Annotated in this window: 14 protein-coding genes; 9 read left to right on the forward strand and 5 right to left on the reverse strand. The window is 62.5% G+C overall.

What is annotated here, in order from left to right; genetic code table 11:
• Positions 1–55: 55 nt before the first annotated feature.
• The 5 genes from A0O30_RS00785 to A0O30_RS00805 all read right to left on the reverse strand — a co-directional run bounded on the left by A0O30_RS00785 (position 56) and on the right by A0O30_RS00805 (position 3,405).
• On the reverse strand, positions 56–940 hold the full coding sequence (locus A0O30_RS00785; protein WP_105945247.1) for a pseudouridine synthase: 885 nt from the start codon (positions 938–940) through the stop codon (positions 56–58).
• 51 nt (positions 941–991) lie between these two features.
• Positions 992–1,300, reverse strand: a complete 309-nt coding sequence (locus tag A0O30_RS00790) for a hypothetical protein (protein ID WP_019096184.1) — start codon at positions 1,298–1,300, stop codon at positions 992–994.
• A gap of 65 nt (positions 1,301–1,365) precedes the next feature.
• Positions 1,366–1,797, reverse strand: a complete 432-nt coding sequence (locus A0O30_RS00795) for a D-Ala-D-Ala carboxypeptidase family metallohydrolase (RefSeq protein WP_105945248.1) — start codon at positions 1,795–1,797, stop codon at positions 1,366–1,368.
• 88 nt (positions 1,798–1,885) lie between these two features.
• The gene (locus A0O30_RS00800; protein ID WP_019096182.1) at positions 1,886–2,125 is read right to left on the reverse strand and encodes a glutaredoxin family protein; all 240 of its coding nucleotides are present in this window, start codon (positions 2,123–2,125) and stop codon (positions 1,886–1,888) included.
• A 71-nt stretch (positions 2,126–2,196) separates the two neighbouring features.
• Positions 2,197–3,405, reverse strand: a complete 1,209-nt coding sequence (locus A0O30_RS00805; protein WP_016714870.1) for an ammonium transporter — start codon at positions 3,403–3,405, stop codon at positions 2,197–2,199.
• 314 nt (positions 3,406–3,719) lie between these two features.
• Between A0O30_RS00805 and A0O30_RS00810 the strand changes: the two genes are divergently transcribed.
• From A0O30_RS00810 to A0O30_RS00850, 9 genes are all read left to right on the forward strand, one after another.
• Complete coding sequence (locus A0O30_RS00810) at positions 3,720–4,034, forward strand: YqjD family protein (protein ID WP_105945249.1); 315 nt, start codon at positions 3,720–3,722, stop codon at positions 4,032–4,034.
• A 9-nt stretch (positions 4,035–4,043) separates the two neighbouring features.
• Positions 4,044–4,418, forward strand: coding sequence for a phage holin family protein (locus A0O30_RS00815; RefSeq protein WP_016714868.1), 375 nt, complete (start codon positions 4,044–4,046; stop codon positions 4,416–4,418).
• A complete protein-coding gene (locus A0O30_RS00820; protein WP_105945250.1) occupies positions 4,415–4,744 on the forward strand; it encodes a hypothetical protein in 330 nt (109 codons plus the stop codon). Before A0O30_RS00815 ends, A0O30_RS00820 begins: the two co-directional genes overlap by 4 nt.
• Positions 4,745–4,848: 104 nt before the next feature.
• A complete protein-coding gene (locus tag A0O30_RS00825; protein ID WP_105945251.1) occupies positions 4,849–6,180 on the forward strand; it encodes a deoxyguanosinetriphosphate triphosphohydrolase in 1,332 nt (443 codons plus the stop codon).
• Between the two features lie 277 nt (positions 6,181–6,457).
• Entirely contained in the window at positions 6,458–7,075 is a 618-nt protein-coding gene (locus A0O30_RS00830; protein ID WP_060498848.1) for a response regulator transcription factor, read from the forward strand.
• An 8-nt stretch (positions 7,076–7,083) separates the two neighbouring features.
• Positions 7,084–10,713 (forward strand): ATP-binding protein, encoded by a 3,630-nt coding sequence (locus tag A0O30_RS00835; RefSeq protein ID WP_105945252.1) that lies wholly within the window; start codon positions 7,084–7,086, stop codon positions 10,711–10,713.
• 54 nt (positions 10,714–10,767) lie between these two features.
• Positions 10,768–11,265: a sigma-70 family RNA polymerase sigma factor gene (locus A0O30_RS00840; RefSeq protein ID WP_105945253.1), complete on the forward strand. Its 498-nt coding sequence runs from the start codon at positions 10,768–10,770 to the stop codon at positions 11,263–11,265.
• Positions 11,262–12,242 carry a DUF4880 domain-containing protein gene (locus tag A0O30_RS00845; protein ID WP_105945254.1) on the forward strand — a complete coding sequence of 327 codons (981 nt, stop codon included), beginning with the start codon at positions 11,262–11,264 and terminating at the stop codon, positions 12,240–12,242. The genes A0O30_RS00840 and A0O30_RS00845 overlap by 4 nt, the downstream gene beginning before the upstream one ends.
• A 103-nt stretch (positions 12,243–12,345) precedes the next feature.
• Positions 12,346–14,790 (forward strand): TonB-dependent siderophore receptor, encoded by a 2,445-nt coding sequence (locus A0O30_RS00850; RefSeq protein ID WP_158261448.1) that lies wholly within the window; start codon positions 12,346–12,348, stop codon positions 14,788–14,790.
• The last annotated feature ends 33 nt before the right edge of the window (positions 14,791–14,823 follow it).

Genomic DNA, 14,823 nt, shown 5'->3' on the forward strand with positions numbered 1-14,823 from the left:
GTGGGAGCGGGCTTGCCCGCCCCCCACAGGAACGGCGCAAGCCTGATTATCTGCGCTACCAATCCAGCCGCAACCGGCTCTCGAAATACCGCTCTTCCCCGCTCAACGGGTCTTCGAAGCGCAGGCTCTGCGCCAGCAGTTTCAGAGGCCGCTGATAGTCATCTTCTTCGTTCAGCAACTGCGGATAGAACGGGTCGTTGCTGATCCCCGCCCCCAACGCCGCCATGTGCACGCGTAATTGGTGGGTCTTGCCGGTTACCGGCGACAACCCATAGCGCCACAGCTCACCGTTCTTCTCCAACACTTCGGCCAAGGTCTCGCTGTTGGCCTCCCCTTCTACCTCATGCATGCGGAAAAACGGCTCGCCATGCACCAGCCGGCTTTTGTGTACCAGCGGATACTCATGCTGCGGCATGGCTGCGGCAATGGCCTGGTAGCGCTTGTCGATACGCCGCTCGGGGAACAGGCGCTGGTAGGCACTGCGGCTGTGCGGGTTGGCAGAAAACAGCACAAGCCCGGCGGTGTGACGGTCGATACGGTGCAGCGGCACCAGGTGCGGGTTATCCAGACGACGGATCAGGCGGCGCAGCAAGGTCTGCTCGACGTATTCACCGGTTGGCGTCACCGGCAGGAAATGCGGCTTGTCGGCCACCACCAGGTGCTCATCCACATGCAGGACCGTTTCCTGCACCGGGATTGGTCGCTCGTTCGGCACTTCACGGAAATAGTGCAAACGCATACCGCGCTTGTAAGGCAACCCGGCAGAAACCGCCCGCCCCTCGGCATCCAGCACCCGGCCACGGGCAAAACGGTCGAGCCACTGGGCGCGATCGATAGCCTTGAAATGGTCACACAGGCAATCGAGCACCGTCGCCCAGTTACCGGGGGGCAGGCACACCGTGCTGGCTTGCTGGCGGGCGGGGTCGAAAGGCGTGGTCATGGCAGGGCTCGAAACGTTCACGGCCGCGCATTATCCCCCAAGCCCGCGCCCTCAACCAGCCTGGCCTATGGCCTCGCTGCGCTCCTTCAGCCAGCGCAGCACCTGCACCGGCTCCCAGCGGCCTGGGTCGTAGAGGGCGTACAGCAACCCTTGGTAACCCACTACATCCAGCCCCCGGTGGTAACCGGCACGCTGGAACAGGGCCTCGATCTCGGCGAAACAAGTATTGAAGTGGACCTTGCCGAACGGGGTACGGTCATCGGTGACCAGGCCTTCGAGGCGCAGTTCCAGCACGGCATCGGCCACCCGCTCCACGGGCATGCGGTTGACGCTGTACTTGAGTTGCTCGACATTGAGCATGGGTTCACCTAGATACTGTATTTATATACAGCATACGAACATCCCCTTGCTGCCGTCAATGCGGTTCATTGCAGCCCCGGCAGATAGCGACCACCTTTATGAATGGTCAACACCTCCCGACGCGGCTTACCGCGTGACACGGAGAAATGCACCCAGTCATCGAACTCCAGGATGAGCTGATCGAAGGGCACGGTACTTTCCATGATTCGGCGCACGGTTTCCCGAGGGGTAACTTCGACTACCGTGAAGTCTGCCGCCAGCCCCTGCACATGCTGGCTGTTCGCGGCGCCGCCGATCAGCCGATTGACTCTCTCGCTCCGAAAACCGCTGCTGACGATGATTGGCATGCCGAACATTGCGCGCACTTGTTCCAGCGCGCAGCACAGCAGTTGCAGGTTGGCCCTGGCCTCGGGTGGAGGGATGTTACTGAATCCGTCCCTGGCGGCAAGCTGTGAAACGGTCATCTCATCAAGCGTGAAATGCGGGGTGATCAACATGGCGAGGCTCCCGATGACTGAATGTAGGCACCGGATCATCAGCTCACAGTCATCACCTTGGAGCAGGGACGCAGCTCCCCTGGAGCCATCACTGCGCGAGAAACGCCACCACCTGCTCGGCATCGAACGGCCAGTGCAACTCGCCGCCGTTGTCGCAGCGCCGCAGCACCGGAATGATCAGGCCATAACGCTCGAACAGGGCCTCGTTCTCGGCGATGTCGACCAGTTCAACCAGCAGGCCATGATCGACAAAGGGCATCAGCACGGCCTCGGCCACTTCGCACAGGTGGCAGCCGAGGGTGCCGAACAGTTGGCATTCAGGCAGCATGGGGTACGTTCCGGTATGGCTGGGAAAAACCTATTCTAGGTCCGTCCCGCCATCCGTGCACCTGACCTGGCTCAATCCTGGCTGGTGGCGCCAATGCGGTGCAGTGACAGGTCCGCGCCCTGGAACTCCTGCTCATGGCTCAAGCGCAGGCCATGCAACGCGCGGATTGCCCCGTACACGGCAAAGCCACCGGCCAAGGCCACAACCACACCCATCAGGCTGCCCAACAACTGGCTGGCCAGGCTGACACCGCCCATCCCACCCAGGGCTGTCTGACCGAATACGCCGCAGGCGATTCCCCCCCAGACGCCGCACAGCCCGTGCAACGGCCACACACCCAGCACGTCGTCGATCTTCCAGCGGTTTTGCGCTGCGGTGAAAGTCCAGACAAACAGCGCGCCCGCCACCAGGCCTGTGGCCAGCGCACCGATCGGGTGCATCAGGTCGGAGCCGGCGCAGATGGCCACCAGGCCGGCCAACGGCCCGTTGTGCAAGAAGCCCGGGTCGTTGCGCCCGGCCAGCAGGGCCGACAGGGTGCCACCGACCATGGCCATCAATGAATTGATCGCCACAAGGCCGCTGACGCCCTGCAAGGTCTGGGCGCTCATGACGTTGAAGCCGAACCAGCCGATGATCAGGATCCACGAACCCAGCGCCAGGAAGGGAATGCTCGACGGCGCAAACGCCACCAGCCGGCCATCGCGGTAGCGCCCGCGGCGCGCACCCAGCAATAGCACCGCCGCCAGCGCCAGCCAGCCGCCCATGGCATGCACCACCACGGACCCCGCAAAGTCATGGAACGGCGCGCCGAAGCGTGCCTGCAGCCAAGCCTGCACACCAAGGTTGCCGTTCCACACCACACCTTCGAAAAACGGGTAGATGAACGCCACGATCAACGCCGTGGCGCACAGCTGTGGCACAAAGCGCGCCCGCTCGGCAATGCCGCCGGAGATGATCGCCGGTATCGCCGCCGCGAACGTCAGCAGGAAGAAGCACTTGACCAGCGCATAGCCATGATCGGCAGCCAGCGTCGCCGCTGGCTGGAAGAAGTTGACGCCATAGGCGATCCAGTAGCCTATAAAGAAGTACACCAGCGCCGAGATGGCAAAATCGCTGAGGATCTTCGACAAGGCGTTGACCTGGTTCTTGTGGCGCACCGTGCCCACTTCGAGGAACGCGAAGCCGGCATGCATGGCCAGCACCAGAATGGCGCCCATCAGAATGAACAGGGTATTGGAACCGTGGACCAGGGAGTCCATCGCGCTGTGCATGTTTTCCATGAAATAGGCAGACCTGCTGAAAAAGGCACCAGGACAGTTCAAGAACCTGCATCCCTGCACCGAATCGGTGCCAGCCCCCTGCCCTGTTTTGGCGAACGGGGCGGAGCCTGCGTGGTTTTTTCTTGGGTTTGTCGTGGATTGGGTTAAGGTTTATCGGTATTCGCTGCATGGGCGCCCTGAATCGGCGCAAGGCGCGACAGCGGTGCCCCGCAACGTGGCAAACACTTAGCAAGGCCCATACCAGCACGGGCACTTGAACCTTCCGCGCGTGCTATCACTCGAATTACCAACACTCAATCGACAGGGAGAGACCCATGGCCAGCAAATCGGCAAAGACTGCACAAGAGATATTGATGGCTGACTTCCAGGCCTTGGTGCGCGACACCGAGAAACTACTGGCCGACACTGCCAACCTGGCCGGCGACCAGGCCGACGAGTTGCGTGAACAGATTCACGACCGCCTGGCCCAGGCCCGCGAAACCCTGCAACTGACCCAGGACTCGGTGCGCGAGCGCGGCCAGGCCGCGCTGGGCAACGCCGAGCAGTATGTGCAGGAAAACCCGTGGCAGGCGATCGGCATCGCCGCCGGCGTCGGCCTGTTGATCGGCCTGCTGGCCAACCGGCGCTAAGGGGTTCCCATGGAGAATGACGCCAACGGCGCCAGCGCCTCGGGCAGGCGCCTGGGCGCCGCAGCGCTGGGCCTGCTGCACAGCCACATCGAACTGTTCGGCATCGAATTGCAGGAGCAAAAGGGACGCACCTTGAGCCTGCTGCTGTTCGCCGGCCTGGCGCTGGTATTTGCGCTGCTGCTGCTGACGGCGCTGTCCGGGCTGTTGCTGGTGCTGCTGTGGGACAGCTATCGCCTGGCCGGTATCATCGGCCTGTGCGTGTTCTATGGCATGGCCGCGCTGTACTGCGGGCTACGCCTGAAGGCGGCGGTGTTCGACGAATCATCGCCGTTCGGCGCCACCCTCGAAGAACTTGCCAAGGACCGGGAGCGCCTGTTGCCATGAGCCTGCCAGAACTGCCAAACACGCGTAACCCGCGCGAACTGCGCAAGGCGCTGCTGCGCCTGCGCATGGAAATGCACCGCCAGGAAATCCGTCACGAGTCGGGACAACTGATGGAACCGCTGCGCCGTGTGCGCGGCATGGGCAGTTCGCTGCACGATGGCCTGGGGATCAAACACGCGCCCTTGTGGGGGATTGGCGCCGTGGTAGCGCTGGGTTTCCTCACCGGCAAAGGCGTGCGCAGCGGCAATCTGGCGCGCCTGGTGCGGCTGGGGAGCAGCTTGCTGCCGCTGGTGCGCCTGTACCTGCAAGGCAGCCGCCGCCCCTGAGTTTTGAATGACCCGCCCCCACCCAGGGGCGGTACCACCCTGCCCCTTGCGCAGATGAACACGACACGGGAAGCTAAAGCCTTCGATCCACAGGAGACCGCGCCTTGGACTGGCACACCCTGCTCACCCGCGAACGCCTGGGCAAAGCCCTCTATAGCGCCGATGAACTCGGGCGCAGCCCCTTCCACAAAGACCACGACCGCATCATCTTCTCCGGCGCTTTCCGTCGCCTTGGGCGCAAGACCCAGGTACACCCGGTTTCCAGCAACGACCATATCCACACGCGTCTGACCCATTCGTTGGAAGTCAGCTGTGTCGGTCGCTCGCTGGGCATGCGCGTCGGCGAAACCCTGCGCGACAGCCTGCCGGACTGGTGCGCCCCCAGTGATCTCGGAATGATCGTACAGTCGGCCTGTCTGGCCCACGACATAGGCAACCCGCCATTCGGCCACTCCGGCGAAGACGCCATTCGCCACTGGTTCCAGCAAGCCGCCGGGCGTGGCTGGCTGGACGACATGAACGACGACGAGCGGGCCGACTTCCTCAACTTCGAAGGCAACGCACAGGGTTTTCGCGTGCTTACCCAGCTGGAGTACCACCAGTTCGACGGCGGCACCCGGCTGACGTATGCCACCCTCGGCACCTACCTCAAGTACCCCTGGAGCGCCCGCCACGCCGATGCCATGGGTTACAAGAAGCACAAGTTCGGCAGCTACCAGAGCGAACTGCCCCTGCTCGAACAGATCGCCCGCAAACTGGGGCTGCCACAACTGGAAGACCAACGTTGGGCACGCCACCCGCTGGTGTACCTGATGGAGGCTGCCGACGACATCTGCTATGCACTGATCGACCTCGAAGACGGCCTGGAAATGGAGCTGCTGCAATACGCCGAAGTCGAAGCGTTGCTGCTCGACCTGGTCGGTGATGACCTGCCGGAAACCTACCGCCAGCTAGGCCCACGCGACTCGCGCCGGCGTAAGCTGGCCATTCTGCGTGGCAAGGCCATCGAGCACCTGACCAACGCTGCCGCCCACGCCTTCGTCGAGCAGCAACACGCCTTGCTGGCCGGGCAACTGGCGGGCGACCTGGTCGAGCACATGCACGGCCCGGCCAAGCGCTGCGTGCTGCAGGCCAAGGACATGGCGCGCAACAAGATCTTCCAGGACAAGCGCAAGACCCTGCATGAAATCGGTGCCTACACCACCCTGGAGATTCTGCTGAACACCTTCTGCGGTGCAGCCCTTGAACAGCACGGTGGGCGCACGCCATCGTTCAAGAGCCGCCGGGTGCTGGACCTGATCGGCAACAATGCTCCAGACCCCCATGCCTCGTTGCACAGTGCCTTCCTGCGCATGATCGACTTCATCGCTGGCATGACCGACAGCTACGCCAGCGAAATGGCCAGCGAAATGACCGGGCGCTCCAGCCCTACGTGAGTTGAGCTTTCGGTGCAGCCTGCCTCGGCTGCACCGCTCATTGCAGGAAACTTCCTACATATACTGACGGCAAATTAAACAACACGAATAAAAATCAATGAAAAGTTACCAAATGTGCTTTGACATCGAGTTAAACATACCCATTTCGTAGCCGGTTTTGTTTTATCTTGTAAGCCATTTCCCATATAGGGCTAACAGCCCATCCTCGCATGCCCGGCGACTTCCAACTGCGATAAGGTGCCACCTGTCACCCCAAACGACCGCAGGGAAGTTGAACATGCACTCCATATTTATTGTTGACGACCATCCGGTCATTCGCCTGGCCGTCCGTATGCTGCTGGAAAACCAGAACTACAAGATTGCCGGCGAGTCGGACAACGGCGTGGACGCCATGCAGATGATCCGGGAGAGCAACCCCGACCTGGTCATCCTCGACATCAGCATCCCCAAGTTAGACGGCCTGGAGGTACTTGCCCGTTTTCAGTCGATGGCCCTGCCCTTGAAGGTTCTGGTATTGACTGCACAGTCTCCGGCATTGTTTGCCGTGCGCTGCATGCATTCAGGTGCTGCGGGTTACGTGTGCAAGCAAGAAGACCTGGGTGAACTGCTCAGTGCGATCAAGGCGGTTCTGGCTGGATATAACTATTTCCCCAGCCAGGCCATCAATAACAACCCGACTACCGGTACCGACTTGCAACTTTTCCGCCAGGTGAATGACCGCGAACTGATGGTACTGCAACTCTTCGCCCAAGGCCGCAGCAACAAGGAAATTGCCAAAGGCATGTTCCTCAGCAGCAAAACCGTCAGCACCTACAAAAAGCGGCTCATGCACAAGCTTCAGGTCAACACGCTGGTGGACCTGATCGAGATGGCCAAGCGCAACGCGCTTGTCTGAAGGTGGCCATGGCCCGCACTATCGCCCGCCTGCTGCTCGCCCTGCTGCTGTCAAGCGGCGCGACACACGCTACCAATCGCGAAGCATCGTCCTACACGTTGCTGGCACGGTCATCGGCCGGGCCAGCCCAGCTCCTGTTCACGCCCGAACAACGGTTATGGCTTGAAGGCCGTCAGGAGCTGGTACTGGGGACGTCGGCACCCGACTACCCGCCGTTCGACATCACCAGTGGCGGCCGCGACTACCAAGGCCTGACTGCCGAGTATGCAAGCCTGGTCGGCAAGGCCCTGCAGTTACCCGTCCGGGTACTGCGCTTTTCCAGCCGGCAGGCGGCGGTGGAGGCGCTCAGGCAGGGTGATATCGATTTGCTCGGCAGCGCCAATGGCTACGAAGCAGCCAACGACGGCCTGGCGCTGTCACAGCCCTATGCCATCGACCAACCGGTACTGGTAACGCGCGAAGATGAAAACCGGGCGATGGACACGGACCTGACCGGCATGCGCCTGGGCATGCTCTACCACTACCTGCCCAAACAGGAAGTCCACAGCGCCTACCCCAAGGCCGAGTTGCTGGCCTTCGGCTCTTCCAGCCAGGCACTGAATGCCGTGGCATTCGGCCAGGCCGACGTGTTCATCGGCGACACCATCTCCACGCACTACCAGCTCAATCGCGGCCACCTGCCACGCCTGCGCATGGCCAACTTCGGCAAGCACGAGGCCATCGGCTTCGGCTTTGCCTTGCGCCAGCAAGACACACTGCTGCTGGAGCTGGTGAACGTTGTCCTCGACAGCCAGACCCCGGCCATGCGCACCAGCATCTTCAAGCGCTGGAGCGCTGGCAGCGACCAACTGCTGAGCGACCGCCAACTGCAATTGAGCGAGGCCGAGCAACAGTGGCTGCAGCAGCACCCGGTGATGCGCGTGGCGATTGATGACACGGCTGCACCACTTTCCTATTTCGATGATTCGGGGCATTTTCGCGGCATCACTGCCGACCTGCTGGAGCTCATCCGCCTGCGCACGGGGTTGCGCTTCGAAGTACAACGTGCCAGTGGCATTGCCGACATGATTGCCCGCCTCAAGGATGGCCGGGCCGATGTCATCGCCGCATTGGCCAGCGCCGGGGCGGCGGGGGACGACATGCTAATCAGCCGCCCCTACCTGGAAAGCGCCTACGTACTGGTCAGCCACAAGGACAACAAGGCACTGGGCTCGCTGGAACAACTGCAAGGGCATCGCATCGCCATTACCCGCTACAGCGCCATGGATGCCATGCTGTCCCGGTACTATCCGCAGATCGGCTGGGTCGAGACCGAAAGCGCATTCTACTCCATGGCGTTGCTCAACAGTGGTGCCGTCGATGCAGTGATTACCACCCTGATCGATGCCAACCACGCCTTGGCCAGCAACCCGGACCTGGTGATCCGCTCGTCGGTGGGCAGCGAACCCGCCAACTTCGCCATGGCCACCATGGCCCCTTCACCGGCCCTGCTGTCGATCCTCGACAAGGCACTGCTCAGCATCTCACCGGAGGAGCTGGGGGTTATCAACAACCGCTGGCGCGGGTTTGGCCGGCACGAAGACAGCAACGCCAAGGGTTACAGCCGCCTCGCCCTGCAGGTGGTGCTGGGCACTGCCGTGCTTCTGCTGCTGGCCTTGCTCTGGAACGCTCGCCTGCGCCTGCAGATTCGCCAGCGCCACCGCGCCGAACGCGCCCTGAACGACCAACTGGCATTCATGCGCGCACTGCTCAACGGCACCCCCCACCCCATGTATGTGCGTGACCGCGAGGGCTGCCTGAAAAGCTGCAACTACAGCTACCTGGAAGCCGTGCAGGCCCGGGCCGATGAGGTTATTGGAAAGCAGCTCGAAAACAGCCTGTTCGCCAATCCCGAGCAAACCCGTCAAATCCAGGCCGACTACCTGAAAGTCATGGCCGCCGGGTCGCCGTTGATCATGGACCGCCCCCTGCGGATCAAGGGACGCGAGCTGACCATTTATCACTGGATTCTGCCGTACCGCGACTCACTGGGAGAAATCCAGGGCATCATCGGCGGCTGGATCGACATCAGCGATCGCCGCCAGCTGGTGCTGGAGCTGCGCCAGGCCAAACAACAGGCCGACGATGCCAACCGCGCCAAAAGCACCTTCCTGGCCACCATCAGCCACGAAATACGCACGCCGATGAATGCCGTGATCGGCATGCTCGAACTGGCGGTGAAACGCGCCGACCAAGGTCGGCTGGACCGTAGCGCACTGGAGCTTGCCCACCATTCGGCCAAAGACCTGCTGGGCCTGATCGGCGATATCCTCGATATCGTGCGCATCGAGTCCGGGCACCTGACCCTGGCGCCGGAGGCCGTAGACCTGGCCGCATTGGTGGAGTCGGTGGGGCGTATCTTCGAGGGCCAGGCGCGCCAGAAAGGTCTGGCACTTGAGGTGATGATCACGCCGGCCGCGCGCTGCCATGCCTTGCTCGACCCCCTGCGCTTCAAACAGGTGCTGTCCAACCTGCTCAGCAACGCCATCAAGTTCACCGAGCATGGCCAGGTGCGTATCAGCGCCGACCTGCGGGACACCGACACCGGCACCAGCACGCCCGCCGTACTGCAACTGGAAGTGCGTGACAGTGGCATCGGCATCCACGCCGACGACCTGCAACGCCTGTTCACCCCGTTCGTCCAGGCCAACCCGCATAGCCAGGGCGCGCGCGCGGGTACCGGGTTGGGCCTGACCATCTGCCGCAACCTGTGCGAAATGATGGGTGGCGACCTGACCCTCAAAAGCCTCGAAGGGGTCGGCACCCAAGTCTGCCTGAAAATGCCGCTGCAACAGGTTGATGCGCAAGTGCAGTCGGCCCCCCTGATCGAAAAACTTGATGTGCCCGACCCGCGGCTGAACGTGCTGGTGATCGACGACCATCCGGCCAACCTGCAACTGATGGCGCAGCAGCTTGCCTACCTGGGCCTGGAACACGCCAGCGCCCGCGATGGTCGTGAAGGCCTGGCTGCCTGGCGGGCGGGCAACTTCGATGTGCTGGTACTTGACTGCAACATGCCGCACATGAACGGCTACCAGTTGGCGACAGCCGTGCGCACCGAAGAGCGCCATGGCAACCGGCCACGCTGCACCATTCTTGGCTATACCGCCAACGCTCAGCCAGAAGTACGCCGCAAGTGCCTGAGCGCCGGCATGGACGACTGCCTGCTCAAGCCCATCAGCCTGAGCACCCTCAGCCAGCGCCTGGCCGGCATCAACCCGCGCCGGCAGCGCAAGCGCCGACGCCTCCTGTATCACCTGGATGGCCTGGCTGCAGTGGTCGGGCATGACCCCGCCGACCGCCGACGTTTTCTGCAGACTCTGCAGCAGAGCCTGCAGGCCGATTTTTCCACCTTGATGGCGCTGCACCCAGAGCACGACGCCGATGCCATTGCCGAACAGGCCCACAAAGTGCTCAGCGCCGCGCGCATGCTCGAAGCGCCCGACCTGATGGCCGCCTGCGAAGCACTGGAGCCTGGTGGCTTGCCTACTGCCCAGTTGCGCCTGCGGCGTCAGGCACTGGCGCGGCATATGCGGCGGGTGGAGCTGGCGCTTTCCAGGGACCTCGCAGGAGAGACGACAAGCAGTTTGATTTTCTAATGAGAAGCATTAGCATGCTGGCATTTTCAACCCTTTCCCTGAGAGTCTCAGCAAATGCCAAGCCCGCACGACATCGGCGAGCTCTACATCCAGCACCATAGCTGGGTGGTGAGTATGCTCCGGCGCAAACTGGGCAACCGCGACCAGGCACTGGACATGGCCCAGGACACCTTTGTCAGGCTGTTACGCAGCGAGATGCCCTCGTTGCTGCGCGAGCCCCGGGCCTACCTGGGCACAGTGGCCAACCGGTTATGCCTTCAGCATTTTCGAAGGCAAGCACTGGAACGGGCTTACCTGAACAGCCTGGCACTGCTGGAACCACAGCATCAGCCCAACGAAGAAACGCGCCTCTTGGTACTGGAGGCGCTGGATGCAGTGGGCCAGGTGCTGGACGGGCTTGGCAGCAAGGTGCGCGAAATTTTCCTGCTTTCGCAACTCGACGGCTGGACCTACCCGCAAATCGCCGAGCACCTCGGGCTGACCACCAACGTCGTGCAGAAGGCCATGCTCAAGGCCTACCGGCATTGCTACGCTGCCGTGTACGGCCCATGAATACGCAGCCTTGCAGCGATGCCCAGGCGCTCGACCCCGAGGTGCTGGAGCAAGCCATGTTGTGGATGGTGCGCATGCAATCCGGGTTGAGCAGCCAGGACGAACAGATGGCCTGCCAGCAGTGGCGCCAGCAAAACGCCGAGCACGAGCGGGCCTGGCAACGCCTGAACGGTATTGGCCAAGGCTTGCGTGCAAGCACCCATGCGCTTGCCGCACCCAATGCACGGCAGTTGCTGAACGCACGCACCCACCTGTCGCGACGCAGTGTACTCAAAGGCATGACCGGGGTTGCCGTCGTGCTCGCCACAGGCCAGGCCATACACCAACGTAGCCTGTTGCCGAGCCTGTTCAGCGACTATGCCACCGCCACAGGTGAACGCCGCAGCTGGGCCCTGCCCGGGGGGCTGGAGCTGAAGCTGGACACGCGCACCGCCCTGGACAGCGAATTGCTTGCCAATGGCAGGCTACTGACCCTCAACAGTGGCCGGATACTGCTGACGCTGAATGCGTCAGCATCCGTGCGCGTGGTCACACCCGAAGTATCGATCCAGCCTGCAGGTGGGTCGCAGCTGATGATCAGTCATGGCCTGCCCGGCGTGATCGATACCCGCGTGCAGTTGCTGCAAGGCGAGGCGCTGGTCGAGCAGGCACAAGGGCAACGCTTCGAATTGAGTGGCGGCTGGCAGCAGGCATTCGGCATTGACCAGGCAGGCCCAGCCACGCCCCTTACCGCCGCTGCCAGTGCCTGGGTTCACGGGCAGTTGCTTGCCGAGCGCATGCCGCTTGGCGAGCTGTTGGCCGAGCTTGACCGCTACCGCCCTGGTTTCTTGCGCTGCGACCCGGCCATTGCGCCTTTGTTGGTCAGCGGCGCGTTTTCCATCGATCAACCAGAGGCAAGCCTGGACTTGCTGACCAAGGTGCTGCCTGTGCGCGTAAACAAGGTCTTCGGCTACTGGGCAAACGTACTGCCTGCATGATTTTTTCAAAATTGCAGGCAGGTTTTGCCCACTCATGCATCAAGACAAGGGAAAGGCGCTGACTCCACAGCGTGAAGCCCCCCACCCGCCAAGGATTGTCTCGATGTACAGCCCCCCTACCCCGCTCGCCGCCGCCATGCGCCCCTTACTGCTCGGCCTCACCCTGGCTGCGATCACACCGCCGCTACTGGCAGCAGAAGCCAAAGCCGAGCTCAGTGCTGCCAGCGCTTTCGATATTCCGGCCGGCGCACTGGACAACGCGCTGGGGCAATTTGGCCAACAGGCCGGCGTGATGGTTGCGGTCGACTCGCAACTGTCACAGGGGCTGCGCACCGCAGGCCTGAAAGGGCACTACCCGGTGGCCCAGGCCTTGGCCCTGTTGCTTGAGGGCACCGGGTTACAAGCGGTGATGACCGGTGCCGGGCGTTATCGGCTCGTTGTACGGGCGAATGATGCCGGCGCACTGGAACTCGACGCCACCAGCGTTCAGGCTGACAGCTATCGGGATGACCCCTTTGGCCCCGGTGACGGCTACATCGCTCGCCGCAGCACCACGGCCACCAAAACCGACAGTGCCTTTCTGGAAACGCCCCAGGCCGTCTCGGTGGTAACCCGCGAGCGCCTGGACGACATGGGCGTGCAACGCCTGGATGAAGCCTTGCGTTACACCTCAGGCGTGCGTTCCGACTCTGGCGGCGCCAACAACGCCGCAGACAACATTTTCCTGCGTGGCTATGCGGTGTCCTTCACCTACAAGGATGGCCTGCGCCTGCGCCCGCTGGGCTTTTTCGGCATGTTCGCCGAAGAACCCTACGGCCTGGAACGCGTGGAAGTACTCAAAGGCCCGTCCTCGATCCTGTATGGCCAAAGCGAGCCTGGCGGGTTGATCAATACAGTTTCCAAGCGCCCCACCGATTACGCCCGCGGCGAGGTTGGCGTGTCATTCGGTAGCGACCACCGCCGGCAGCTGACCTTCGACAGCAGCGGCCCGTTGAGCGAAACACTCAGCTACCGCCTGGTTGCCCTTGGCCGTGAAGCGGATGGCGTGTACGACCACACCGCTGACGACCGCACTTATGTCGCACCCAGCCTCACGTGGAAACCCAACGATGCCACCAGCCTGACCTTGCTGGCGGCCTACCAGAAAAACAAGGCCCTGGCCCCCAGCAACATCCCGTGGGCGGCAGTGAACGGCAGCAGCCTCTATGGCCGGGTACCGATGGACCGCTTCATCGGTGAACCGTCGTTCGATTTCGAAGAGGTCGAAAGCAGCTCGCTGGGGTACGAATTCCGGCATGACTTCAACGAAGTCTGGACCGTGCGCCAAAACGTCCGGTACAGCACCTACGACAACCAGGAAAACTACCTGGCCAGGGTCAGCGGCCTGGTCACTGGCAGCGACGGCGTACCGAACGCCTCGATCAACCGCAATTACCAGCTCCGCCACGCCTACGGTGACCACCTGGCGCTGGACAACCAGTTGCAGGCCCGCTTCGCTACAGGGCCGGTCGAACACACTGCATTGTTTGGCGTCGACTACAGCTGGAGCAAATCGACACGCAACGAAAAATGGGGCAACGCCACGCCGATCAATGTCTTCGACCCGGCCTACGGCGCACCGGTGGACACCTCGGCCTACACCGCCTGGGTCAATACCCGGCAACGCACCACCCAGCTGGGTTACTACTTCCAGGACCAGCTGAAGTACGAGCAATGGGTGCTGACCCTGGGCGGCCGCCAGGACCGCGCCAGAACCCGTACCACCGACCGCTGGACAGGCCAGGAAACCGCCGACCAGGACTGGGATGCCTTCACGGGCCGGGCAGGCCTGGTCTACCTGTTCGACAATGGCCTGGCGCCCTACATCAGCTACGCCGAGTCATTCAACCCCGTCAGCGGCAGCACCTCCCCGGCCCGAGGCAGCAAGCCGTTCGATCCGGAAACCGCCAAGCAGTATGAGGTGGGCGTGCGCTACCAGCCGCCCGGCAGCGACACGCAGGTTACCCTGTCCGTCTATGACCTGCGCAAACAGAACGCAACCACGACCGACCCGCAGAACACCAGCTACAGCATTCAGACAGGGGAAACCCGTTCGCGTGGTGTTGAGCTGGAAGCCATCACCAGCGTCTCCCAGCAGCTCAAGCTGATCGGCTCTCTGTCGTACAGCGACGTCGAGGTTACCAAGAGCAATGGCGGCGACGAGGGCAAGCACCCGTTCAAAGTGCCAGCCCGGCTGGCCTCGGTGTGGGCTGACTACAGCGTGCCGTTCGACCCACTGCAGGGCTTGAGCATTGGCGTAGGCGCGCGCTACACCGGGTTCAGCTACGGCGACAGCATGAATACCTTCAAGGTCCCCTCCTACACCCTCTACGACGCCGCCGTGCGCTATGACCTGGGGCACCTGGACGCCAGCCTGCAAGGCGTCAAGGCCAGCGTGAACCTGAAGAACATCACCGACAAGTACTACGTGGCATCCTGCTTCTTCGCCCTGGCCTGCAACATGGGTGAGGGGCGTACTGTCGTGGCCGAGGTGAGCTACAACTGGTAGACTGCGCGGCGTTATTACCTAAGAGGATTGTTT

The sequence above is a fragment of the Pseudomonas sp. LLC-1 genome (assembly GCF_002992185.1).
Classification (GTDB): Bacteria; Pseudomonadota; Gammaproteobacteria; order Pseudomonadales; family Pseudomonadaceae; genus Aquipseudomonas; species Aquipseudomonas monteilii.

What these genes read in the sequence shown, in the direction of transcription:
- A0O30_RS00820 (WP_105945250.1), top strand. Translation starts at nt 4,415, where the DNA reads ATGAGCCTGCCAGAACTGCCAAACACGCGTAACCCGCGCGAACTGCGC.
- A0O30_RS00815 (WP_016714868.1), top strand. Translation starts at nt 4,044, where the DNA reads ATGGAGAATGACGCCAACGGCGCCAGCGCCTCGGGCAGGCGCCTGGGC.
- A0O30_RS00845 (WP_105945254.1), top strand. Translation starts at nt 11,262, where the DNA reads ATGAATACGCAGCCTTGCAGCGATGCCCAGGCGCTCGACCCCGAGGTG.
- A0O30_RS00835 (WP_105945252.1), top strand. Translation starts at nt 7,084, where the DNA reads ATGGCCCGCACTATCGCCCGCCTGCTGCTCGCCCTGCTGCTGTCAAGC.
- A0O30_RS00785 (WP_105945247.1), bottom strand. Translation starts at nt 940, where the DNA reads ATGACCACGCCTTTCGACCCCGCCCGCCAGCAAGCCAGCACGGTGTGC.
- A0O30_RS00810 (WP_105945249.1), top strand. Translation starts at nt 3,720, where the DNA reads ATGGCCAGCAAATCGGCAAAGACTGCACAAGAGATATTGATGGCTGAC.
- A0O30_RS00805 (WP_016714870.1), bottom strand. Translation starts at nt 3,405, where the DNA reads ATGGAAAACATGCACAGCGCGATGGACTCCCTGGTCCACGGTTCCAAT.
- A0O30_RS00840 (WP_105945253.1), top strand. Translation starts at nt 10,768, where the DNA reads ATGCCAAGCCCGCACGACATCGGCGAGCTCTACATCCAGCACCATAGC.
- A0O30_RS00790 (WP_019096184.1), bottom strand. Translation starts at nt 1,300, where the DNA reads ATGCTCAATGTCGAGCAACTCAAGTACAGCGTCAACCGCATGCCCGTG.
- A0O30_RS00800 (WP_019096182.1), bottom strand. Translation starts at nt 2,125, where the DNA reads ATGCTGCCTGAATGCCAACTGTTCGGCACCCTCGGCTGCCACCTGTGC.
- A0O30_RS00830 (WP_060498848.1), top strand. Translation starts at nt 6,458, where the DNA reads ATGCACTCCATATTTATTGTTGACGACCATCCGGTCATTCGCCTGGCC.
- A0O30_RS00795 (WP_105945248.1), bottom strand. Translation starts at nt 1,797, where the DNA reads ATGTTGATCACCCCGCATTTCACGCTTGATGAGATGACCGTTTCACAG.
- A0O30_RS00850 (WP_158261448.1), top strand. Translation starts at nt 12,346, where the DNA reads ATGTACAGCCCCCCTACCCCGCTCGCCGCCGCCATGCGCCCCTTACTG.